The sequence below is a fragment of the Parabacteroides sp. AF17-3 genome (genome assembly GCF_003635445.1).
Taxonomy (GTDB): Bacteria; Bacteroidota; Bacteroidia; order Bacteroidales; family Tannerellaceae; genus Parabacteroides; species Parabacteroides goldsteinii.
Genome location: NZ_QTMM01000001.1, coordinates 387,135 through 411,394, shown reverse-complemented (window position 1 = coordinate 411,394; position 24,260 = coordinate 387,135). Strand labels below are relative to the sequence as shown.

Below are 24,260 nucleotides of genomic sequence, written 5' to 3'. Positions count from 1 at the left end.
TTGTATAATTAATAAAGTATCTATGTCACACGAAGCAATCGCCTGCATCCTGCAACAGGAGGCTGAAGCAGTACTGAATATCCCGGTAACCTCCGGCTATGAAGAAGCAGTAACTCTTATTGTCAAATATGTTCACGAACTGGGAGGAAAACTGATTACCAGTGGAATGGGAAAAGCCGGCCAGATTGCCATGAACATTGCTACCACCTTCAGTTCGACCGGTACGCCGGCCTTTTTCCTGCATCCCAGCGAAGCACAACATGGCGACCTGGGTATCGTGCGTGACAATGATATCATGTTACTGATCTCCAATTCCGGAAAGACACGCGAATTGCTGGAACTGGTAGAACTGACACGCGGTCTGGTGCCCGACATGAAATTTATCGTTATCACCAGCAATTCGGAAAGTTCGCTGGCAAAAGATGCCGACGTATGCCTGCTTACGGGAGCTCCGAAAGAAGTGTGTCCGCTGGGACTCACTCCGACCACTTCAACGACGGTGATGACCGTTATCGGGGATATTTTGGTGGTAGGTACGATGAAAAGGATCAATTTCAACAATAAAGACTATGCCAAACGGCATCACGGCGGTTACCTCGGATCGAAAAGCCGCGAACAGAGCAAGAACGAATAGACTATAAACAGCCCATTATATGAGAAAAGTTATTGGCATCGGAGAGACGATTCTCGACATTATCTTTAAGAACGACCAGCCGCACACAGCCGTGCCGGGCGGATCAGTCTTCAACGGATTGGTGTCGCTGGGGCGTCTGGGAGTCCCGGTTTCTTTCATCAGCGAAGTCGGCAACGACCATGTAGGTGAGATCATCCGTAGATTCATGGAAGAGAATCATATCTCGACAGAATTTGTAGACCGTTTCCCGGACGGGAAGAGTCCGATATCGCTGGCTTTCCTCGACAATGAAAACAATGCCAATTACACTTTTTATAAAGATTATCCCAAACAACGGCTGGAAGTACCGCTACCGGTCATCAATGAGGACGATATCTTTATTTTCGGCTCCTATTACTCCCTGAATCCGGCTCTGAGAGAACGGATGGTTGAATTTCTGGAATATGCGAAAGAACGGAAAGCGATCATTTATTATGATCCGAACTTCCGGAAAGCGCACGCCCATGAAGCGATATACCTCACTCCCACCATCCTCGAAAATCTGGAATATGCAGATATCGTACGTGGTTCGGACGAAGACTTCTTCAATATTTTCAGAAAGACAGAGGTAGAACGGGTCTATGCCGACCATATCAAATTTTACTGTGAACGGTTCATCTCCACACACGGGGCAAACGGGGTGAATCTGTACACAGGCAAATTGTCCGAACATTTCGATACCGACATGATCAATCCGGTCAGTACTATCGGTGCCGGAGATAATTTCAATGCCGGTATCATTTACGGATTATTGAAATATAATATCGGATATCATGATCTTTCGACCATGAGCAAAGAAACCTGGGAAAAGATTATCCGCTGCGGCATGGACCTTGCGTCTGAAGTATGCCAAAGCTATGATAATTACATTTCTAAAGAATTTGCAACCTCATACCGCCAGTAGTCTTAAATATCATTAACTCCGGTACGAAAAAGGGCAGGAATTATTATCTTTGTAATGTATGTATGCTAGAAAGACGATGTTAGTAAAGATTTTTTCTCTGTTTGCTTGTGTTACGTTGATAACGGGTTGTTCCTCCAACAGTCCGGAAATACGGACGCTCTGCCTGCGCGATGATATAGGGAATTATATTCTGAAATGGGAAACCGAACCGCAAATGGAAGGTATACTTAAGATGTATGTTTCCGACGATCCCGAATCGTTCAACAGATCTCTTCCCGCAGGATATGCCAACATAAAAGACGGTGTCACGACTTATATCACCAACGATAATATGTCGCGTAAATATTTCCTGTTGTCTTTCAACGATAAATATTTCAAGACGATCGGTGCCCGCTCCGTATCGATGGACAGCCTCCAGAATCTACGGGAAATCGGTGGCTACGGGACTGCCCACAACCATAAAACGACCCGCTGGGGACAGGTATTCCGTTCCGGACAACTCAGCTCCCTGAGCGAATGGGATTCGATCCGTCTGAACAATCTGCATATCAAAACGGTTATAGACCTGCGCGGGAATGATGAAGTAGCAGCCAGTCCGCTACGTTATTCCAATGCAAACATCGTACACATCCCTATTCCCATAAAGAATATGGATCATGTAGTTGCCCGCATACAGGAAGACCGGATGCGTAAAGGAGACGGAATCCTGTTCATGCAGGACACTTATTTGCAGTACGTTACTGATTACAGCGAACAATACGCTAAGGCGCTCGATGTTTTTCTGGATAAGGATAATTATCCGATCCTGATTAACTGCTCGATGGGAAAAGACCGTACGGGTTACCTGACCGCCATACTGCTGTTTGCTCTCGGAATACCGGAAGAAACGATCATTAAAGATTACATGGCTTCCAACGAGAATATCAATATCGGACATCTGGCCTATATGGCACGCGACCTGAGTACAAACGCACAGGAAACGATCACCACTTTGGTCACTGTCAACGAAGGGTTGATCGACCTGGTCCTGAAACGGATCCGGAAAGATTACGGCTCGGTAGACAAATATCTGTCAAAAGGATTACATCTGACAGATAAGAAGCGGGATACATTAAAAGAAATTATGTTATATTAATGTGAATCCGAATTATTTATCTACCTTTGTACCCTCTGAATTTATTATATACACATATATCACATTTTGAAAACATTTGAAGAATTAGGAGTTGCCGCCCCCATATTGAAGGCAATTCAAGAAATGGGTTACGAATCGCCCATGCCGGTACAGGAAGAAGTGATTCCTTTCTTGCTGGGAGAAGACAACGACGTAATTGCATTGGCACAAACAGGAACAGGAAAAACAGCCGCTTTCGGTCTGCCCATCCTGCAGAAGATCGATGTGACAAGATATCAGCCTCAAGCACTCATACTTTGTCCCACCAGGGAACTTTGTCTGCAAATTGCCGACGACCTGAATGATTACTCCAAATATATCGACAACCTGAAGGTGTTGCCGGTATACGGAGGTTCCAGCATTGAAAGTCAGATCAAGACGTTGAAACGTGGCGTACATGTAGTGGTAGCGACACCGGGACGCCTGCTCGACCTGATGAACCGTAAGACAGTCGATCTGGGTACGATCCGGAACGTTATTATGGACGAAGCGGACGAAATGCTGAACATGGGATTCACCGACAGCATCAATGCGATTCTGGCTGAGGTTCCCCCCGCACGTAACATGTTACTCTTCTCCGCTACAATGCCGCAGGGTATTGCCAGCATCATGAAGAAGTACATGAAGAATCCGAAAGAGATCGTTATCGGGAACAAAAACGAAGGTAACAAGAATATCAAGGATATCTACTATATGGTTCGTGCACAGGATAAATACCTGGCATTGAAGCGTATTGCCGACTTCTATCCGAACATCTACGGTATCGTTTTTTGCCGTACCCGTAAGGAAACACAGGAAATTGCCGACAAACTGATACAGGACGGTTACAACGCCGATTCGCTGCATGGCGAACTGAGCCAGGCGCAGCGCGACTATGTGATGCAGAAGTTCCGTGTTAAAAACATTCAGTTGTTGGTTGCTACCGATGTCGCTGCCCGCGGACTGGACGTGGATGACCTGACTCACGTAATTAACTACGGTTTACCTGATGAAGTAGAATCTTATACTCACCGCCGTGGCCGTACAGGTCGTGCCGGCAAGACTGGTATTTCTATTTCCATCTGCCACGTAAAGGAAAAAGGTAAGATACGTCTGATCGAGAATATCATCAAGAAGAAATTCGAAAAAGGTGAAATGCCGACCGGACACGACATCTGTGAAAAGCAGCTTTTCAACCTCGTCGACCAGATCGAAAAAGTGAAGGTGGACGAAGAAGAGATCGCAACACTGATGCCGCAGATCTATCGTAAACTGGAATGGCTGGACAAGGAAGACATCATCAAACGTGTTGTTTCGCTGGAATTCAACCGTATGATCGACTATTATAAAGATGCTGACGAGATACAGGAAGTAGACGAACGTTCGGCCCGTCTCGACCGTGCAGAACGCGGCGAACGCCGTGCCCACAATGCAGAAGAAGGTTTCTCACGCTTCTTCCTGAACTTCGGCAAATCAGACGGCTTATATCCGAACCAACTGATCGAACTTGTCAACAAATGCGTACCGGGTAAGGTTCGCATCGGCAAGATCGACCTGCGCGACAACTTCTCATTCTTCGAAGTAGAGGAAGGCGAAGCACAGCGCGTAATGGACAGCATGAACGGTTTCGAGATCGAAGGACGCCGCATCTCCGTTGAGCCTGCGCAGGGCAAAGGCGAAGGCAGAAGCAGCCGGGGTGGAGGATTCAGCCGTGGAGGAAATAACTCACGCGGTGGCAGTGGTTCCAGAGGCGGTTATAAGGGTGGCGGTGGCTATAAAGGCAAACGCGACGGTGGTTTCAGCGGCAGCACAACCGACAGACGCAACAGCGAAAAACCGTGGAGACGTGAAACGTCAGACCGCAATGCCCGTAAGAAAAGATATTAATCTATAATTATAGATAACAAAAAGAAGGGGCGGATCGTAATAGATTCCGTCCCTTCTTTTTATTTCAGATCAACCATTCTGCAACACATCTTCTTTTTCCGGAGCATTCGGCTCAGGAGTCGAAGCCGGATCAAACGGATTGAAGTAATAGATACCTAATGAATCCAGATATTGCAGGAAAACAGGCAACTTCTTCATAAAGAGACTGCATTCTTTTACCTTGGCAGGTGTCCAGCCATCTTCGGCAACAGCGACAAGGCGGGGGAAAGTCATAAAGTCCAGACGTTTCTCATCTGCCACACGTTCCGTCCACAATGAGAACTGTAAGCCCATCACCTGGTCTTCATAATCTTTCGTCAGGTGAATAATAGGTTCCGGGAAACGGTAGACATCTTCGATCGCATTATAACCGTTCCACAGACGGCCCACCTTATGTTCGCCATACTGGACAAAGTCTGCATAAAACGGACGGCGCGGTGTCATAATCACATTGTAACCATTCTCCAGCGCTTTTACCAGCTGGTGTTTACGGTCATGACGCCACCACATCACAATTGCTTTATCGGGAGAAACACCGGCATCGATGATTTCATCCCAACCGATCATGGTTTTACCTTTAGAGGCTACAATATCGGCTGCGCGTTTCACGAAATAGTGCTCCAGTCCGGTTTCATTCTGCAATCCTTTATCTTTGATGAACTGCTGGATTTCGGGATCGGTAAACCAGCTCTGGTTACCGTAATGAACCTCATCCCCACCGATATGGATATATGGAGAAGGGAATAAAGAGACGATTTCATCGAGAACATCGCTGATAAACTGGTAAGTCGTCTCCTTGCAGGGGTGGAAAGTAAAACCGTCCCATTTGCCTTCGCCGCCACCGGACAGTTCCGGATAAGAACGGCTGACAGCGGTAGCATGTCCGGGCATATCGAATTCCGGCACTACCATAATATGACGTTCTGCCGCATAAGCCACGATCTCCTTTATCTCTTCCTGGGTATAAAATTTAGCCGAGGCTTCCGGATCATGCCAGTTACCGATAGCACCGACAGAGGTCAGCTTCGGATATTTCCTGATCTCGATACGCCAGCCCGGTTCGTCGGTCAAATGCCAGTGGAAAATATTCATACGGAGGGAAGCCATAATATCCAGATATTGTTTCACCTTCTCCTTACCGAAGAAATGACGGCTTTCATCCAGCATAAAACCTCTCCAGCCATAACGGGGCTGATCTGTGATCTTACAAGCTCTCACTGTTCCTTTTCCAAAACGGGCCAGTTGTTTCAGGGCCTCTTTCGCATAGAAAAGGCCGGATTCCGAAGAGGCTTCCAGTAAAACGGATTCCTGACTGACTGTTAATGAATAAGCCTCATCCGGCATTTTCAGTTTTTCATCCAATACCAGTCGAACCGTGCCTTTGGAAGGTGTTCCTGATAAACCCAGTCCTTTTAGTTCAGACTGTAGTTTTTTAGCCAATTCATCGGCATATCCGCCATTCCCGCTGATCGGGGAAGCCGTGCCGATTGTAAACGATCCTTTGCCTCCCGAAACCTTCGCCGGTGTGGGGAACAAAGCAAGTTGTGCAAATGCCGGCAAAGCAAGAAAAGCCAGCAATACTACAATAGATAATAGTTTTCTCATGGGATTATAATTGTTATGTTATCGTACACACCTTAGATTTGGGCAAATATATGCAATTATTCCGATACAGTTTGTATCTTTAGCCATTAAATCAAATGACAAACACATGAACAGATTGTTTCTCTTTACTCTTACACTTATCTGCCACTGTCTGATCACAACTGCGCAGGAGATTGAATATGCCCAACCGGTCAACACACCGGAAAGTTGCACTAGTATTATGGTCGGCAAGAAAGCCTCTGCCGACGGCTCGGTAATGACCAGCCACACTTGCGACGGAAATTACCGTACCTGGATGGATATTGTTCCGGCCGCCACCTATGACCGCGACACGACCGTCGCCATCCGGAACGGACGGATGCATACGGAATATCCGGGCGACCAGACCAACGTCGAGTTAAAAGGAACCATCCCGCAGGCCCGTTCCACCTATCAGTTTTTGAATACCTCCTACCCTTGCCTCAACGAAAAACAACTGGGCATCGGCGAAACGACCATTTCCGGACGGAAAGAACTGATTAACAAGAAAGGCATGTTCATGATCGAAGAGTTGGAAAAGATCGCTCTTCAACGCTGCACGACTGCCCGCGATGCCATTCGCCTGATCGGTGAACTGGTCAAAGAACACGGCTATGGCGATTCCGGCGAATGTCTGACAATTGCCGACCCGGATGAAGTCTGGATATTTGAAGTCTTCGGTGAAGGGCCGGACAAAATCGGCGGTGTCTGGGCAGCTGTCCGCATTCCGGACGACCATGTCAGTGTATCGGCTAATATCTCCCGCATATCTACTTTGGATTTAAAGGATAAAGACAATTATATGGCGTCCGCCAATGTCTTCGATGTTGCCAAAAAGATGGGATTCTGGGATGGGAAGGAACCGTTCCGTTTCTGGAAGGCTTACAGCGGAGGGAATTATTTCGGCGAACCGAAATCGTTTAGCCTGCGTGAGTTCTTTATCCTGAACAGCCTTGCTCCTTCCCTGAAGCTATCGTATGATTCGGAAGAACTGCCATTGAGCGTAAAACCGGATAAGCAGGTAGCCGTAACCGATGTAATGGCGCTTTTGCGTGCAACCTATGAAGGGACAGACTGGGATACAACCAAAAATCTGAAAGTCCCATCCAAAAAGAAAGACAGTTCGGATAAAGATTCTATCACCAGTCCGGCAGCCAATCCCTGGATGACGACCGATATGATCAATATGTTGAATGAAGTAAAACCCAGGACGGTCGACCGCAACCGTTTGGTAGCCGTTCCCCAATGTTCTTACTCCCATGTTATCCAGTTACGAAACTGGCTGCCTGATGCAGTCGGAGGGGTTGCCTGGTTGTCTTTCGACAATCCGGGACAGAGCCCGCGTATTCCTATTTTCTCCGGTTCCACCGCACTTCCTCCGAGTTTCGGTATCTGCGGACAGCATCGCCATCGTACCGATGCCGCCATCTGGTCGTTCCGCGAAGCCAATAAACTGGCAACTGTACGCTGGGGACTGACAAAAGAGAAAATGCAAACAGCCATCGCCCATTTCGAAGAAAAAGGACAAACAGAATTACCTTTTGTTGAAGCTCAATACAAACAAATCCAACAAACGAAAGGCGATGAAGCTGCAAATGCTTATCTGACCGGCTATACTTCCGACTTTGCCGGCGCCGCCATGCAACGCTGGCGCGAAATGGCTGACGAGTTCTGGAAAATGTTTGCACGAGGTTTCTAAATAACGATTACAAACTATTAAATCATATTTTATGAAAGCATTATTCATATCCTGCGCCTTGCTACTTTCCGCACTCAGCGCATTCGCCCAAGGCTATCAGTTTACCGAAGTCGTGACAGTTCCGGCTACCCCGGTAAAAAATCAGGCAGCCACCGGTACTTGCTGGTGTTTCGCCACCACCTCATTTATGGAATCGGAGTTATTACGCATGGGAAAGGGAGAATACGACCTCTCTGAAATGTTCATCGTACGCCAGAAATATATGAACCAGTTACAGGATAATTACCTGCGACGTGGCGAAGGAAATATCGGACAAGGCAGTCTGGCACATACTTTTAAAAATGCATACCGTCAGGTAGGAATCGTTCCCGAAGAGGTTTACAAAGGGATCAACTACAATTCCGAACGCCACAATCACAGCGAAATGGCTCAATATATGAAAGCTATCGCTGATGTTGCGGTAAAAAATAAGAAACGCAGCCCTGAATACGACAAACTGATACAAAACCTGTTCGATACCTACCTGGGACAGCTTCCGGCTACATTCACTTACAAAGGGAAAGAATATACTCCCAAGACATTTGCTGAATCCCTGGGACTGAATATGGACGATTACATCGAACTGACGAGCTTCACCCATCATCCGTATTACGTAAAATTCGACATCGAAGTACCGGACAATTGGGAACATCAGCTTATGTACAACCTGCCACTCGACGAAATGATCGAGACAGTCGATTATGCCCTGAACAACGGTTTCACCGTATGCTGGGACGGTGATGTCAGCGAAAAAGGCTTCTCCTTTAAGAATGGCGTAGCCATCAACCCGGAAGTAAAGAAGGTGGAAGACCTTTCGAATACCGACCGTGCCCGTTTCGAAAAGATGGACGAGAAAGAGCGCCTGGAAGAAGTATACAAGTTCGAACAGCCGTATCCGGAAGTAAAAGTAACCCCAGAAGTCCGTCAGGAAGGTTTCGAAGCATTCGTGACTACCGATGACCATCTGATGCATCTGACCGGTATCGCCAAGGACCAGAACGGCACCAAGTACTACATCACCAAAAATTCATGGGGCACAGACCGTAACAAATTCGGTGGCTACCTGAATATGTCGGAAAGCTTCGTCCGCGCCAAAACCATTTATGTAATGGTTCATAAAGACGCGATCCCGAAGGCTATCAAAACAAAATTAGGCTTATAAAAACAATTAGGGAACGCGGAAGCTCGCGTCATCCGCGTTCCTTAATAGCCATATACGACTCAATATAAGCAGACAACATACCTGTTAGACAATACGGCATATTTATAAGAGTAAAACTCTTGCTTTCGGAAATCTTAATTTCTTCCTGGTGATAAGGTCCTGCATACAAACGAATCGCCAAAGATGCTCCGGATAAATCCATATACATCAGCAATGATTTCAAATGTCCGGTAGCTCCCGCTTTCACTTCCACAGGTATATGGCCATAAGCAGAAGGATATAAGAAATCAACCTCTGCATTGGAAGTTTTTTGCTCTCTTATCCAAAACTGAAGAGGTTGCAGATAATTATCAGAGTGAGCAATCAGTTCCTGCCCTACGATATGCTCGGCAATCCTTCCTTTATAAAGATTATTCAAGTCTTTAGAAGTAAACACTTCTTTCTGTATATTAGAGAAATAGTTAAGCATGCCGGTATCCAATACCTGTAAACGAGGTGACCGTTTAATATCAGGGGTAAAAGGAAGCATCGTCTGCGTTGTCGGATAAGTAAGATGCAGAATTAACGCCTTACGCAAAGTACGCATCGCTTCTCCTACTTCTTTCGAAGAATAAGCCGATTCCCCGAATCCGGCAAACTTGATGCGCTCACCCGCTTCCGCAAAACAAGAACGGATACAATGGCGCATCACCTGCATCTGATTCGTTGTTTTCGCATACTTCTCCACATCATCCAGGTAAGACAGAAGAAGCGAATCATATACAGGTTTGACCTGCGATAAATCCTTTGTGACTACATAACGATACACCGCTTCAGGCATTCCTCCTACCAGCGTATAGGTATGAAATAGCTGCATCAATTTATCAACCGCATAATCAGGAACCGGAACTTGACGATAGGCATTCAATGCATTCCTTTCGCCCAAAGCTTCCAAAAATTCACCGAACGTAAACGGATACATATAAAGATAATCCACACGCCCTACCGGAAAACTGACATCCCGATCGAAAAGCGATTCCAACAAAGAACCGGCAGCAATCACATGATATTCCGGATATTCTTCATAAAAATAGCGCAGCATATTCAAAGCAGACGGGACTTCCTGAATTTCATCTATAAAGATTAATGTATCAGCCTTCCCCTTTTCGCCATCTTTCAAGAAAAAGATCCGATCAACTATTTTGTGTATATCACGCTCTCCCTCAAACGATTTTGCATCATCCGTTTCCAGATTCAGGTAAATAAACTGTTCGTAATTGACAGCGAACTGCTTCACAGCCGTAGTCTTTCCTACCTGTCGGGCTCCCCGCAAAACCAACGGTTTCCGGAAAGGTGACTGGCTCCATGCCTTTAACTTATCTTCTATGTTTCTTCGAAATTCCATATATCATACTGTTATACAATGACAAAGATAACAATTATATTCAGCAAAGGCACAAAGTAAGGGTAAATTATGCGCTCAAATGGAACAAAGTAGGGGTAAATTTGCTCTGATAAAGAAACAAAGTAAGGGTAAATTTCAATCCGAAAGAAAACAATACTCAGTGATATGCCGGTACTTTTCCACTTTATCAATCAAGATAGAGAAGAAAGACGGCTGGTTCGGAGCATCCGGATATCCCTGGGTTTCGATAGCGATACCGGCACTGGCATAATAAGGAGTACCCCCCTTTCCAATATCCGTTCCGTCCATAAAATAACCGTTATATACCTGCACAGATTGTTGATTTGTATAAATATCCATCTTTCTTCCGCTGATTTCATCTGATAAACAAGCAGCAAAATTCAATTCTCCACCACTTTCTCCGTCCAGAGCATACGCCAGGGAAAAACCTTTGCCTTTTTGTATTTGTGAATGTTCTTCTGTCAAAGACGAAGCAATAGTGTGGGGCAAACGGAAATCCAGCAAGGTACCGTTTACAGGTAATAACCGGCCCGTAGGGATTAATTCATTATCACATTCAATGATAGCGGAAGCATTCAGGGTTAGATTGTGAGATAAAACATTCTTTTTATCCGTAATACCAGAAGATGATTGCAGGTTAAAGAAAGCATGATTCGTGAGATTGACAGGTGTTAGGCGGTCGGTTGTTGCTTCGCACTCCATCCGCAGGGTATTATTATCTTTCAGCAAGTAAGTCACCTTTACTTCGAGGTTTCCCGGATAGCCTTCTTCCCCGTTTGGGGAACAGGTTGTAAATTCAACAGCTTCCTCTCCGGAAGGAGTGACAAACAGGCGGGATTTCCAGAAACGATTGTGAAAAGCGGCCATTCCACCGTGCAAATGATTGCGGACAGGTTTTCCATAGGCATCATTGGAAGCCAGTAAAAACTCTTGTCCCTCTAAGGTAAAACGGGCATTATTAATTCGTCCGCAGACACGGCCCACTATCGCACCATGATATTGCTCGCCTGCCGTCAAATAGCCGTCGAGCGTATCGAAACCAAGGAGAATATCCCCCATACAGCCATCACGGTCGGGTGTCCACATACTCACCCTACGGGCACCATAATTGGTGAATTGGGCGACAAGGCCATTACGGTTCTTTAGTGTAACCAGTTCAGCGGAAGAGGTTGAACCCTCTCCGCTGAATGCTGATGCAGACAATAAATTCATCTGACAAACCATGTATTATTGTTTTACAATCTTAAATATACGGCTTTTGAATGCTCCGTACAAGGGAAATTCCACTCCGATATTCATCAACTGACGACCGGCATAAAGACCATCCATACCTTCAATCCGGTAAGAGGTATCAGGTTCCAGACCACGCAGCTTTACCTTTTTAGAACGTTTGGTTTCCGGTATGGCATTATCCGGATATTCCGCCAGATTATATACAAATACAACTGATTCGGATTTTGGTTTATTGACGAACTGGAGTACGCTCCGGTTATGTTCGTAAGGCGATATCAGACGGTAATGATCACCTTTGTGAACTGTTTCACGGATTTCTTTATAAAGAGCAATCTTCTCACGGGCAACCTCTTTTTCCTTATCAGACCATTTCGTAATATCATAACCAACACCCAGGACACCGCACAGGGATACATCGAACTTAAATTCAAGCGGATGCCTCTGGTTATGCCAATCTTCCTGCGTCACCCAGCTAATCATTGAATTAGACGGGAAAGCATTCAGGAAAGAATACTGGATAAACGTACGTTCCACCGGGTCGGTATTGTCGCTTGCCCAGCAGAAATCGGTACGGGCCATCATACCCAAGTCTACCCTGCCGCCACCTCCGGCACAGTTTTCAAACCATACTTCCGGGAATTCCGCACGCAATGTTTCAAACAAACGGTACAGGTTCTCAATGTATTTAATACGAACGGCCCGCTGTTCATCGGTCGGAGCCGACAGAAATCCAGGTTCCGTCACCCCTCTGTTCATATCCCATTTGATAAACTTGATATTGTTTTCACGTAACAACGTAGAGAAGCAGCTATATAAATACTGATAGACATCTTCACGTGCCAGATTCAGCATCAACTGGTTACGGGTTTCATGCCGGGTGCGGTTCGGATAATGGAACACCCAGTCGGGATGCTGGCGGTACAGGTCACTGTTCGGATTTACCATTTCCGGCTCTATCCAGATACCGAAATCCAGTCCCAGAGCATTGATTTTCTCGATCATCGGTTGCAAACCGTTAGGGAATTTATTCTTATCGACCGTCCAGTCACCCAGACCGCCTTTATCGTTGATACGCCCTTTAAACCAACCGTCGTCAATAACAAAGACTTCAACGCCCAAATCTTTTGCGATCTTTGCCAAAGCCAGCTGATGTTCTTCATTCACATCAAAAGTGGTAGCATACCAGCTGTTATATAAAACCGGACGAACCTGATCGCGATGAGAAGGATACAGAACTTTCTCACGGGTAAACGAAGCCAGGTTCTGCGAAACACCTTCCATCCCCCGGTTGGTATATCCGATCATCATTTTAGGAGTGGTAAAACTCTTTCCGGGCTGTAGAACCAACAACTGGTCCCAGAAATTTATTCCTCCGGTAACCTGAACTTCGCCGGGAGCATATTTCTCAAAGTCCATCCGCCAGTTGCCACTATATTGTAACGAGCCGAACCATACTTCGCCGCAAGTCTCCTCCTGTTCGCCTTCGGGTCTGATTGCAAAGAAAGAAGAACCGTACGAACGCAGGTCTTTTGTCTGAATCGTCTTCAATCCCTGTGTCAGTTTGGTTACATTCATTTGATATTCATAGCCCCATCTGCCGGACAGATGCGTCAGCTCATAAGCGTTCTTCGGAAGAAAGAACGTTCCGGACTGGGCATTTTCTATTTTAATATTCCCTTTCTTTCCGGTATTCTTTATTTCTACCCATTTCTCAAGCAAATCGTATTCCGGCAGAACACGGATATATTCGGTAACAGCCAACGGATAATAGTTATCCTTCTGACGGATAACCAATGTGGCATACCCATCCTGCGTCAGCATTTCCGACCCTTCGTAAGTGAGTTCTATATCCCTTACCCGGTCTTTAAAAACGGCTTCCAGCATCGGTGTCGTAGCAGAATAACCGCCACGGACAGTTATTTCTTCTCCCAGCGGATTCCGTAGCATGTCCGGATTCTGACTTTTATCGCCAAAATAGAACATATTCACCTTTCCCTGATCCGAAACACGGATCTGATAGATAAAAGAACGTGTTGCCAATGTCCACGACTTTCCGTCGCTGCCGGCAGTAACAGGAGATTGCTGTGCCCAAGTCATCCCTGCCATTAAAGCAAATAATACGATAAACAGCTTCTTCATAAGTTACATCTTTACATTAATCAATAAATATCTTCCGGATTACTTGCTCCCGAAGAGAGGCCGGATTTAAACAATTGAGCCAAAACATCCGATTCCATCGCACTTGACGGATCAAACGAATCACTTTTCATATATTCAAGCAAACTAAAATACAACTGCCGGGCTTCCGGACGCTGTTCCCAGTCCGACAATATATCCATTGAGCAGAAAAGCAATTTTCCTTCACCTACTTTTGCTTCAAACAGGTTTGACAAACGGCGGTTATTAGCAAAGTTATCGACAACTTCCACCAAAGGAGTCACGGACGGCAAAGTATCCATAACAATCGTTTTTGATTGCTTCAGCAGCGACCACCATTGCCAATCGGTATAATTGCCTGTCGGGAAATGGGCGAATGCCGGATGGGACGCATCACAAAGGATTCCCATCGAACCTGCCTGCTTCGGAAAATGAACCGGACTCCAGAATACAGGGACAAATTTACCTTCCAACCCTTCTATCTTTTTATAGTCCGGATTATATAAAACCTTCTTTCCATCGGCAAGCGCCTTCTGAGTTTCCCGTAAATCACGGGTAACAACGACATCATCCTTCACCGGATTCAATTGGGACGGATATACCCAAATACTCCATTCATTCTTATATGGAGTATTATCCAAAGCAACGGACAGGAGTAACCGAGCTGCTTCCTGCTGCGCCAACGGACAGGTAATCGCTTCCGGCAATCTATTCAACCCGATTGACAGCGAAGGGCAGGACATCATGCCTTTTCCTATTTCTTTTCCTTTTTCATCTTTCAGTATCCAGGAAACAGACTGATCTTTCAGTTCTTTATCTGTGAAATTAGCAACTTCGACAGACGCCGTAAAAGATTCCCCACTCGTATAAACTGCTTTCGGGAAACGAACCAGAGGTGTTACCGGCGAACAGGCCTGACGGAATGTTTCTGCATCAGTTACACCTTTGCTATCCCAAAAGGCATCCAGCAATCCGACTAAAGCAGTTCCCTGCCCCGGGAAGTCATGCAGGTCCAATAACTGGAAACCGCTGCAACCTGCCGTTTTCATCGCACGTTCAATCTCTTCTTTATATAAGATAGCCGCCAGATAACCGGATGCTTTCAGGTAATCGTCAGCCTTATCCAATAAGCCTTTTTTCTCCAGTTCCTGCTTTACGCCTTTAAAGTTTAAAGGATCCAGGACTCCGGTATATTTATCTATCTCTTTCAGGTTAGGAAAAACAGAATATTGCCCGATCTCATGAGTAACAAGCGGAACATTCATTCCTTCGACAGAAGCGATATAGTCCTTGTCGAACGAAGGAGACTGGGAATCGAATACCCCCTGGCCACGTACCCAACCTTTCTTAGTCCATTGCGTGATAAAGAAATCGTCATCCGGTTCAGGCCAGTCACCATGTCCTCTTTCAAATGTAAAAGAAGTGGTTGTATATAAATGTCTCGGGTCCTGTTCTTTGGTATGCTTCAACAATCGGGATAAGAATTCAAAATCCGGTTGCAGTTCATTCCCCAGGCTGAAGAAACAGAAAGAGGGATGATTGCCATACTCTGCAAGTATACGGTCAGCTTCAGCATACAGGAAGTCGTTTGTATGAGAATCTTCTCCCACTTTTACCGACCATAGGGGAAGCTCTACCTGCAAATAGAATCCCAATGAATCTGCCACCTGGAAAGCGGCTTCGGGCGGACACCAGGAATGGAAACGCAGATGGTTCAATCCCCATTCGCGAGCCGTAAGGAACACTTTCTTCCATCCTTCCGGTTCCATCGGAGGACGTCCGGTCAGCGGGAAGATACAACATTCGAGTGTTCCTCGCAGAAAGACCTTATTTCCGTTCAATAGCAGGTCCGATTGATTCCGGCTGAATTCGCGCATGCCAAACTTTGTACTCCTTTCCGTTTTAACCGAACCTGCATTTACCTCTAAATCCACTTTATATAAAACGGGGTTAAACTCATTCCACATTTCTATCGAGTCCCCCATTGAACAGGTTAGATTTACAAGGTTTTCGCCTGATTGAAAATCCACTTTTTGTTTAAGGACAGATACGACCAATCCACTTTTTTGATTTTCCACCTTTACCGAGAGCAAACCTTCTGTAGCTTCACCCGTATTGGAAACTTTTCCCTTTATACGGATTTGTTTACCTGATACGTCCGGATAAACCTGCAAATCTTCGATGGAAAGGGCTTCTTTTGCTATCAGAGAGATATCGCCGATTATACCGTTCCACATAATCTGTGTTTCGTTGGTATAAGCATGTGCCATATCGTTTACAGTAATATCATGTTGTTTCCTGTTGTCCACACGAATCGTCAGTTTGTGTTTACCGGGCGTCAGATAACCGGTCAGATCGAATCGATGCGGACTTATCAGGCTTTCACAACTTCCCTGCACAGGGTTATCATCTACCCAAACAGAAGTTTGCCAGATAACACGTTCGAGTTTTAGTTCTATAGACTTCCCCTCCCAATCCGATGGAATGGATACTTCCCGCGAATACCAGGCCGGACCGACATAACTGTTTTTACGAGTCAGATGAAGAATCTGCGGCTTCTCCACTGAAGGGGGAAGCGTATTCGGAATGCCGTATCCCGCTTCATCGGTCGTTCCCGGCAGCTGTATTTTATCAGCAAATGAACGTTCAAACCATTTCTCCGTTATCCCGACATCCGTACTGTCCATGGCAAACTGCCACTTGCCTGCCAAAGAAATCTCTGACGATGGCTTTTGGCAAGAAGTCAGCAACATCAGTGTTATACATATAGATAAAAAAAACTTCAACATATTTATTATTTCTTCTTTAAATGAGTATCTCCGAAAATGCCATAAAAAACCAGTTTTTTCAAGAGGCATGAACAATGCTGTTCCGATAGCACGAACAACGTTGTTCATATACCGTGAACAGTACTGTTCATACACTATGAAAAGCACTGTTCATGCCATCGGAAAAGATCAGATCATCTTCTGATGTATCTGAACTCCCTGATGGTTATTATCCATTTCAGCAGCGATATTGAAATATTTCATTGCTTTCTCGTTATTACCTAATCCCAAGTGGCCTAATGCCATCAGGTAATTACAATGGATACGGTTCTTTTTATTCATATCATCTTCCCATATCTGTAAATCAGGTAAGGATACAGCGAAATAATCCATCTTAAATACATCATACAGATGCTTTTCGCCATAAGAAATCAGGTTATTAAAGCGTCCGCGAGCTTCTTCTTCACGTTCCAACTTACGTAAAGCCAGTCCCTGATAGAATATCTTATCCGGTTTCTGATCGTTATAATACATAGCGGCAGCCGGTTGGCTGTTTCCGATGCTGGCGGCCAGGAATAATTCCATCGCTTCTTCTTTACGTCCCAAGCCGGACAGAGCACAGGCTTTATAATAATTAAAGTCGTTTTCCTGTGCACCATATAGTTTGCCTTCGCCCAGATTATGCGGATAGATGAAACATTCCTCAATCAAGGCCAGAGCTTCTTCATATTTCTTTTCAGCTAATAACTGCTTTACTAATTCTACACGAGCCAGCTGGTATTGTGCCGGGACCTTGCCTTCTCCCCCTTCCCACGGATGGAACTTACGGGCATCGATCATACGGATTGCTTCTTCATATTGTCCGAGTTGATTCAGTAAGGTGACATATTCCAGATACAGGTCATCACGCTGGAAAGCTATGTCTTTATGCTTTTTAAGGAAAGCCAGACGATCTTCATGCGAACGATTCAGGCGTTTATACAACTGATCGAGCTCCATCAGGATACGGGCATCCGTCATATCGAGCGCAAAAGCCTTTTCAAGCAGAGTAACCGCCTCTTCCTGCCTATTCAGCTTATTGAAATAAGCCAGGGAAAGGTTACGCAAGACGGTCGGGAAGGTATCATCCTGCTGCATGGAAGTCTCCCAGCAGGTGATTGCTTCCGGATACTGACGCTTGTCGTACCACAAATTACCCAGATAATACAAGGCTTTCGGAGTTTCTGTTGCAAACCCGATAACAGACTGTAGAGCAAGAATTGCCTCCAATACATTGGGGAAACAACAATCAGGCAATTGCTGTTCCGCTTCACGGATAGCTGCCAAGGCCTCTTCTTTACGATCCAGTTGAATCAGGAACCAGCTTTTATAATAATGAAGCATAGTCTGTCCCGAAACATTTTGGCCGATAGCCGTTTCAGCCGCCATCAATGCTTCCTCCCAACAGCCGGCAGATGCATAATCCAAGGCCAGTTCTTCATAATTATGGGCCTCCGGACGCATCAGAGCGAGCAATTCTTTCAGGTCAGCCTCAACTCCGGTAATCAGATATTTTTCAAAACCACAACCGAAATTAAAACGGTCGATATGCAGGGAATCCTCAATCAAAGCCAGTGCCTCATCCTTCCGTCCCAGATGGCGAAGGATAGCCGCTTTCAAATGGCGTCCCCGCAGATTATGCCAGTTGCGAAGTAAGGATTTATCTATTTCATAGAGAGCCTCTTCCCAATCCCCGCGTGCTGCCGATAACTGAGCCAGGGAATAGTAGCCGGCATCCTGCCAGGCTGCATTCCAACAGGCTTTATAGAAAGAGTCATATGCTTCTTCTGTTTTCCCCTGATATTTCAAAGAAAGACCCAGATTATATAATGGCTCGCCATCATAAGGATTCGGATTACGTTCCGTCAGTGTTTTCACCGCCTGTCGCAGATAAGGTTCTGCCTTGGCAAACTGACCTTTACGAATCAACCACAATCCCATCGCATTATTATTACGTACATCGGTCGCATCACGGCGAAGTGCTTCTTCATAATAATCGGTTGCCGAATAAGTGGCATGGCGGTATTGTTCCAGATGTAAGCCTGTCAGATACAGCTGTTCGGTGGTACGCACATCTTTCGGGTCAAGAGCCGCTTTGGCGGGTTCGGGTACTTCCTTAATCACATCGGGTTCCGGTTCCCAGTATAACATCTGCTTCCCTTTTGCGTTACGGATACAGACTTTCACATCGCACAAATCTGCAACCGGAACAAATTCCTCCAGTATATTTTCGGGAGTAATATCACGGGTAATATCCAGACAAACCTCTCCGGATTTCTCCACGACAATATGCAAATCATTCTGCACGGACGTAGCGAAAACTTTTAATAAAGCGCCCTTTCCATCGGGTTCCAGGTTCATCAGAAGGTCGGAAGAGGCATTCTTCACCACACCCAGTTCGCGATAAGGCATGAAGTATTGGGTAAACGTTTTTTCTTCATAAGGCTGAAGCCAGGTGAAGTCAGGCTGGTTGTCGGTATAGACACCGGTCATCAGTTCGATATAAGGGCCGTCGGAATCTGTCAGGTTACGATCCCAGGCCTGTCCGAAATCGCCATTACCCCAGGTCCATTGCTTCTTACCCGGCGAGATATGATGGTTTGCCACATGAAGCACACCGGCACGTGTATCATTCTCATATCCCCCCACAAAATTATAGTTGGAACGGATTGCCATATAAGAGGTAGGAACAGGGATATTCTTATAACGGGAAATATCCACTCCTGCCGAATAATCCATCTTATAGTAAGTACCGGTAGCAATCGGATAGCGTGACACATCACGTTTACCATGATCGAACACGGCATTTACATCGGCAGGGAACACCGATTGATAGGCATCATTTACGGCCACAGCCGGATTCGCCCACCAAAGGAAAGTCTGCGGTATCGGTGTCGGGTTATACAGTTTTCCCTGAATCTCCAGGACAGCCCGTCCCGGACGAAGGGTAAAACCGACCATCCCTTTCTGATGGAACATACGTTCACGCTCGCTCACCCAAACGATGGCACTGCCGTCGGCACAACGTTCGATCGTATAATCGATCGGCAGGAACGTACTCGGACGATGATGTTGCGGCCAATTGAACTCGATTCCACCAGAAATCCACGGACCGGTCAAACCGACCAAAGCCGGTTTAATCACATGGTTATAATAGATGAAATGGCGGTTTTTGATTTTATCGTATGCCATCTGTACACGTCCGCCCAGTTCCGGGAGGATCATAACTTTGATATATTCGTTTTCAAGATAAACAGCATGATAACTCTTTTCTTCGCAGGTATCTTCAATCTTTTCCACTACCGGATAAGGATACACAACTCCGCTACTTCCCTGGTAAACACGCTTCTCCAGGAACATCGGATTCTTTTCGGCTTTGCCAATACCGTAAGTAGGAAGAAGGATATCTTCTTCCCACACTTTCACATTTTCACTCATTTCAGTATATTTATTTTGTTAATTCTTTTTCCAGTTCTTCCAATGTTTTTCCTTTTGTTTCAGGAAGTTTTGCACGTATAAAGAAGAATCCGCTCAAACAGATGGCACCATACAACCAGAAGGTTCCGGAAGCACCCACCGCTTCATTCAATATCGGGAAAGTATAAGTCAGCAGGAAGCAGGCCGCCCACAGGAAGAATGTGGAGATAGCCATTGCCATCCCGCGTATCCTTACAGGGAATATCTCGGAAAGAACCACCCAAACCACCGGTGCAAGAGACATAGCATAGCAGGCAATCGCCATCACTACCAGCAGAAGCATCGGCCAACCGCTTACTTCAAAGAAATAGCAGGTTCCCAATATTCCATAGATAACAGCTAGTCCTGCCGAACCGACGAACATCAGGCTTCGTCTACCCCATTTGTCAACCGTATAGATGGCAACAAAAGTAAAGATCACATTAGTCACCCCTGTCACTACAATATTCATCAAGACATCCGACACCGCATAACCGGCTTCCGAAAATATCTCATGAGCATAATTAAAGATCACGTTGATACCGCACCATTGCTGGAAGATCGCTAATACGATTCCGATAATGAGCACGTTCCGGACACCCGGCTTTAACAGAGCTCCCCAGTTTACTTTTTCTTCTTTCTTATCGGTCAGTTGCGCCAGTTCATCCAACGTCTGATCGGCATATTGTTCTCCGCCGATACGTAACAGGATAGCCCGTGCCTGAGTCGTCTTTTGCACGGTTGCCAACCAACGCGGACTTTCAGGAATAATAAAAGAAAGGATAAAGAACAATCCGGCCGGAATCAGTTCTGCCCAAAACATCCATCGCCAGGCCCACTCGATGCTGTTGGCACTCAGCGTTTCACCTCCCTGTGTAAAGTACTCTCCGATTTGCCAGTTAGCCAGCTGCGCCATCAGGATACCCAAAACAATCGTCAGCTGATTCAGGGAAACAAACTTTCCCCGGACAGAGGCCGGAGCGACCTCAGCAATATATACCGGTGAAATGTTCGAAGCGATACCGATACCGAACCCACCGACTATACGATAAATGATAAACCAGTTAAAACTATTGACCGCCCCCGTCCCGTAGGCAGACAGTACAAAAAGGAAAGAAGCGATAATCAACATCTTTTTTCGCCCGTACTTATCACTCCATTCACCGGAAAGCAACGCACCGGCCAGACAACCGATCAGGGCGCTACTCATCGCCCACCCACGAAGGGCAGCAGAGCCTTCAAGTCCGAAAAAGGGTTCATAAAATATCTTGGCACCTCCGATCACTACCCAGTCGTAACCGAATAATAATCCGCCCATAGCTGAGACCAGGCAAATAAGTAATAAGTAAGCTGTTGTTCGCTTCATGACATTAGTATTAAAGTTATGGTGCAAAGAAACAGGTTTCCGGCTAATAGTGAAATAGATAAAACCGGCTTAGGGATGGACAATCTTTCGATTTACATTCCAAAAATAACAAGATATAATATAAATAACATATCTTTGTGCACATCTATAAATCCAGTATCATGATCAAACTCAAAGACGGTTTTAGCGGAGAACGGGCCCTTGTATTACCTCAGTCTATCGTACAAGAGATGGAGAAAGACGCGCTTTCATCGATCCTGCACATTACGGACATCGGTTATTACCCGAAGGCCCTGCATCATTTCCGTGAACGGAAAGAGCCGATCTGCCAGTTCGTCTTCATTTATTGTATAGAGGGAGCCGGATGGTTCCGTTGCGGCGACCAGGAATATAGGGTCACAGCCAACCAGTATTTTATCCTGCCAGCCGGAGTTACGCATGCCTACGGTTCGGATGATACGAATCCCTGGACCATTTACTGGATACATTTCAAGGGGAAGCTGGCCTCTTACTTTGCCGGTCAGGCCAGCCGTCCGATCGAAATAAAACCGAGCGTCCAATCCCGGATCAGTAACCGAAACGATCTTTTCGAAGAGATATTCCGCACATTGGAGATGGGATACAGCCATGAAAACTTATTGTATGCCTGTTCTGCTTTTCATTATTACTTAGGTTCTTTACGCTATCTCCAACAATATCGTGAAGCAGCCCGTAACGAATCGGATCAGAACGATATCGTTACCGCTGCCATCCACTATATGAAAGAAAACCTGGAAAAGAAAATAACATTAGCAGACCTGGCTACCCATATAGGCTATTCCCCTTCCCATTTTTCCGTCCTGTTCAGCAAGCGTACCGGATATGCCCCCCTGACTTATTTCAACCAACTGAAAATACAACAGGCTTGCCAGCTACTGGACTTTACGGATATGAAGGTAAACCAGATCTGTTATAAAATAGGGATAGAAGATACCTATTACTTCTCCCGATTATTCAGCAAGGTGATGGGGATGTCACCGAGGGAATATAAGAAGCAGAAGAAAGGATAGATTAATCTTCAACGCTACTACCCCACCAATCTTTATTGGGTATGAACGTTTTAGACAACTGTTGTTTTCGCTGATCTTCCAGATGTTGCAACGTCACTGTTTGTTGCTTCAGTTTATATTCAGCTTCTTTTACCGGATTATATTGGGGATCTGCAACCGGATACCTGGCTCCGGCTTCTGTCAGCCATACAGATAACTTCTGACTCAAAAACTCCACTTTATCCGGATATTGTGCATTCAATGGTTCCGATTCCGTTTCATCTATCTTCAGATTATACAATTCGTTTCTCCCGTCTTCATAATAATGAATCAGTTTCCAATCACCGTCACGAATTACGGAAGAGGGTTCACCACCTTGGTTCCCATAATGAGGATAATGCCAATACAGTGCCCTCGACGGAAGTTCTGATCCTTCCAATACAGGTATCAGACTCCGCCCATCGACATGTTGCTCTGGTAATAACGGCAAACCTGCATACTCAAGGATAGTTGGATAAAAATCCGTACCGATAGCAGGAACATCGGTCGTTGTTCCGTGAAGCGGACAGTCCGGATCCTGAATAATAAACGGGACACGCAAACCGCCTTCCCATTGACGACCTTTTCCACCACGCAACGGCAAACACGATGTCGAATAATTATCGCCGGAAGACACGCCTCCATTATCACCGGTGAAAATAATCAATGTATTTTCCATCAATCCCAATTCTTCCAGTTTATCCAATACCACACCTACCGCGTCATCCATTTGTTTGATCAGACCGGCATAAATCGGATTATCCTGTCTCTGCCGAACCGGTAATGTGCGGTCTACCTTAAAACCTTCCGGAGCTATCCCCATCGAGTCGGCTTTATTCCGAAAGTAATTCCAGTTTTCTTCCGTGGTCTGGATAGGACCGTGCACGGCATAAAAAGACAAATAAGCAAAGAAAGGCTGCTTTTTGTTTTTCTTCGTTTGTTCTCCTATAAATTTAGATGTTTCTTGTGCCAACCTCATGGAAAGATTTTCTCCTTTCGGACCATCCGGCAATTTAGGATTCTTATAAGGAGAGAAGTAACCTCCGACAGGACTACCGGCTTCGAAACCACCGATATTGATTTCAAAGCCATGATCTTCCGGAGTAGATCCTTCCCCTCCGATATGCCACTTGCCTGCCATAAAGGTTTTATAACCATGTTGTTTTAATGTTTCCGGCAATGTCTGTTCTTCCTGGGACATTTTCCAGGCATACTCAGCCGGAAGCAGTTTGGAATGGCGGCCCATTTTACGCCATGCCTCTCCCGAAGCTTCTCCGATCCAGTTGGTGATACCGTGGCGGGCTGGCGATTTACCGGTCATGATACTGGCACGTGACGGGCTGGACACCTGGCAGGCAGCATAGCCCTGCGTAAACATCACTCCCTGCCGGGCAATCCGGTCGATATTCGGAGTTTCGTAAAACCGACTGCCCCCACAGGAGGTATCATTCCAACCGTAATCGTCTACAAGAATAAACAAGACATTACGAGGTTTCTCTTTGGCTTGCATAACAGATGCCGACAGAAGTCCGACACCTGTACAACATAAAACGAATAAATTGTTTTTCATGACATTCATTATATTTTTCA

15 protein-coding genes are annotated in these 24,260 nt (G+C 45.7%); 7 read left to right on the top strand and 8 right to left on the bottom strand.

Annotation, left to right across the window (positions count from 1 at the left end):
- Nucleotides 1-22 precede the first annotated feature (22 nt).
- The 4 genes from DWW91_RS01310 (at nt 23) to DWW91_RS01295 (ending at nt 4,617) form a co-directional block, all read left to right on the top strand.
- Complete coding sequence (locus DWW91_RS01310; RefSeq protein ID WP_009860606.1) at nt 23-634, top strand: SIS domain-containing protein; 612 nt, start codon at nt 23-25, stop codon at nt 632-634.
- A gap of 19 nt (nt 635-653) precedes the next feature.
- Nucleotides 654-1,577 (top strand): carbohydrate kinase, encoded by a 924-nt coding sequence (locus tag DWW91_RS01305; RefSeq protein ID WP_010801291.1) that lies wholly within the window; start codon nt 654-656, stop codon nt 1,575-1,577.
- A gap of 76 nt (nt 1,578-1,653) precedes the next feature.
- The gene (locus DWW91_RS01300) at nt 1,654-2,712 is read left to right on the top strand and encodes a tyrosine-protein phosphatase (protein WP_010801290.1); all 1,059 of its coding nucleotides are present in this window, start codon (nt 1,654-1,656) and stop codon (nt 2,710-2,712) included.
- 123 nt (nt 2,713-2,835) lie between these two features.
- Nucleotides 2,836-4,617, top strand: a complete 1,782-nt coding sequence (locus DWW91_RS01295; protein ID WP_122326834.1) for a DEAD/DEAH box helicase — start codon at nt 2,836-2,838, stop codon at nt 4,615-4,617.
- A gap of 69 nt (nt 4,618-4,686) precedes the next feature.
- Here the strand turns inward: DWW91_RS01295 and DWW91_RS01290 are convergent, their stop codons facing one another.
- Nucleotides 4,687-6,261, bottom strand: coding sequence for a beta-N-acetylhexosaminidase (locus tag DWW91_RS01290; protein WP_122326712.1), 1,575 nt, complete (start codon nt 6,259-6,261; stop codon nt 4,687-4,689).
- 106 nt (nt 6,262-6,367) lie between these two features.
- On the opposite strand from DWW91_RS01290, the gene DWW91_RS01285 reads away from it, so the two are divergent.
- Nucleotides 6,368-7,978: a dipeptidase gene (locus tag DWW91_RS01285; protein ID WP_122326711.1), complete on the top strand. Its 1,611-nt coding sequence runs from the start codon at nt 6,368-6,370 to the stop codon at nt 7,976-7,978.
- 31 nt (nt 7,979-8,009) lie between these two features.
- Nucleotides 8,010-9,179, top strand: a complete 1,170-nt coding sequence (locus DWW91_RS01280) for an aminopeptidase C (protein ID WP_046145769.1) — start codon at nt 8,010-8,012, stop codon at nt 9,177-9,179.
- 28 nt (nt 9,180-9,207) lie between these two features.
- On the opposite strand, the gene DWW91_RS01275 is transcribed toward DWW91_RS01280, so the two are convergent.
- From DWW91_RS01275 to DWW91_RS01250, 6 genes are all read right to left on the bottom strand, one after another.
- Nucleotides 9,208-10,563, bottom strand: a complete 1,356-nt coding sequence (locus DWW91_RS01275) for an ATP-binding protein (RefSeq protein ID WP_009860599.1) — start codon at nt 10,561-10,563, stop codon at nt 9,208-9,210.
- 135 nt (nt 10,564-10,698) lie between these two features.
- On the bottom strand, nt 10,699-11,796 hold the full coding sequence (locus DWW91_RS01270) for an aldose epimerase family protein (RefSeq protein ID WP_233584375.1): 1,098 nt from the start codon (nt 11,794-11,796) through the stop codon (nt 10,699-10,701).
- Nucleotides 11,797-11,811: 15 nt separating this feature from the next.
- On the bottom strand, nt 11,812-13,956 hold the full coding sequence (locus DWW91_RS01265; protein WP_122326709.1) for an alpha-galactosidase: 2,145 nt from the start codon (nt 13,954-13,956) through the stop codon (nt 11,812-11,814).
- A 20-nt stretch (nt 13,957-13,976) separates the two neighbouring features.
- A complete protein-coding gene (locus DWW91_RS01260; protein WP_122326833.1) occupies nt 13,977-16,763 on the bottom strand; it encodes a glycoside hydrolase family 2 protein in 2,787 nt (928 codons plus the stop codon).
- A 168-nt stretch (nt 16,764-16,931) separates the two neighbouring features.
- On the bottom strand, nt 16,932-20,219 hold the full coding sequence (locus DWW91_RS01255) for a DUF5107 domain-containing protein (protein ID WP_122326708.1): 3,288 nt from the start codon (nt 20,217-20,219) through the stop codon (nt 16,932-16,934).
- Nucleotides 20,220-20,229: 10 nt separating this feature from the next.
- Complete coding sequence (locus DWW91_RS01250; protein WP_048316868.1) at nt 20,230-21,603, bottom strand: sugar porter family MFS transporter; 1,374 nt, start codon at nt 21,601-21,603, stop codon at nt 20,230-20,232.
- Between the two features lie 161 nt (nt 21,604-21,764).
- On the opposite strand from DWW91_RS01250, the gene DWW91_RS01245 reads away from it, so the two are divergent.
- Nucleotides 21,765-22,652 carry an AraC family transcriptional regulator gene (locus DWW91_RS01245; RefSeq protein ID WP_199722534.1) on the top strand — a complete coding sequence of 296 codons (888 nt, stop codon included), beginning with the start codon at nt 21,765-21,767 and terminating at the stop codon, nt 22,650-22,652.
- A gap of 1 nt (nt 22,653) precedes the next feature.
- On the opposite strand, the gene DWW91_RS01240 is transcribed toward DWW91_RS01245, so the two are convergent.
- Entirely contained in the window at nt 22,654-24,240 is a 1,587-nt protein-coding gene (locus DWW91_RS01240) for a sulfatase (protein ID WP_122326832.1), read from the bottom strand.
- Nucleotides 24,241-24,260 lie beyond the last annotated feature (20 nt).

Excerpts from the sequence above, each read along its gene's own strand:
- DWW91_RS01295 (WP_122326834.1), top strand. The coding sequence starts at position 2,836 with ATGGGTTACGAATCGCCCATGCCGGTACAGGAAGAAGTGATTCCTTTC.
- DWW91_RS01245 (WP_199722534.1), top strand. The coding sequence starts at position 21,765 with ATGATCAAACTCAAAGACGGTTTTAGCGGAGAACGGGCCCTTGTATTA.
- DWW91_RS01240 (WP_122326832.1), bottom strand. The coding sequence starts at position 24,240 with ATGAAAAACAATTTATTCGTTTTATGTTGTACAGGTGTCGGACTTCTG.
- DWW91_RS01250 (WP_048316868.1), bottom strand. The coding sequence starts at position 21,603 with ATGAAGCGAACAACAGCTTACTTATTACTTATTTGCCTGGTCTCAGCT.
- DWW91_RS01260 (WP_122326833.1), bottom strand. The coding sequence starts at position 16,763 with ATGTTGAAGTTTTTTTTATCTATATGTATAACACTGATGTTGCTGACT.
- DWW91_RS01255 (WP_122326708.1), bottom strand. The coding sequence starts at position 20,219 with ATGAGTGAAAATGTGAAAGTGTGGGAAGAAGATATCCTTCTTCCTACT.
- DWW91_RS01275 (WP_009860599.1), bottom strand. The coding sequence starts at position 10,563 with ATGGAATTTCGAAGAAACATAGAAGATAAGTTAAAGGCATGGAGCCAG.
- DWW91_RS01290 (WP_122326712.1), bottom strand. The coding sequence starts at position 6,261 with ATGAGAAAACTATTATCTATTGTAGTATTGCTGGCTTTTCTTGCTTTG.
- DWW91_RS01310 (WP_009860606.1), top strand. The coding sequence starts at position 23 with ATGTCACACGAAGCAATCGCCTGCATCCTGCAACAGGAGGCTGAAGCA.
- DWW91_RS01280 (WP_046145769.1), top strand. The coding sequence starts at position 8,010 with ATGAAAGCATTATTCATATCCTGCGCCTTGCTACTTTCCGCACTCAGC.
- DWW91_RS01270 (WP_233584375.1), bottom strand. The coding sequence starts at position 11,796 with ATGAATTTATTGTCTGCATCAGCATTCAGCGGAGAGGGTTCAACCTCT.
- DWW91_RS01285 (WP_122326711.1), top strand. The coding sequence starts at position 6,368 with ATGAACAGATTGTTTCTCTTTACTCTTACACTTATCTGCCACTGTCTG.
- DWW91_RS01300 (WP_010801290.1), top strand. The coding sequence starts at position 1,654 with ATGTTAGTAAAGATTTTTTCTCTGTTTGCTTGTGTTACGTTGATAACG.
- DWW91_RS01265 (WP_122326709.1), bottom strand. The coding sequence starts at position 13,956 with ATGAAGAAGCTGTTTATCGTATTATTTGCTTTAATGGCAGGGATGACT.
- DWW91_RS01305 (WP_010801291.1), top strand. The coding sequence starts at position 654 with ATGAGAAAAGTTATTGGCATCGGAGAGACGATTCTCGACATTATCTTT.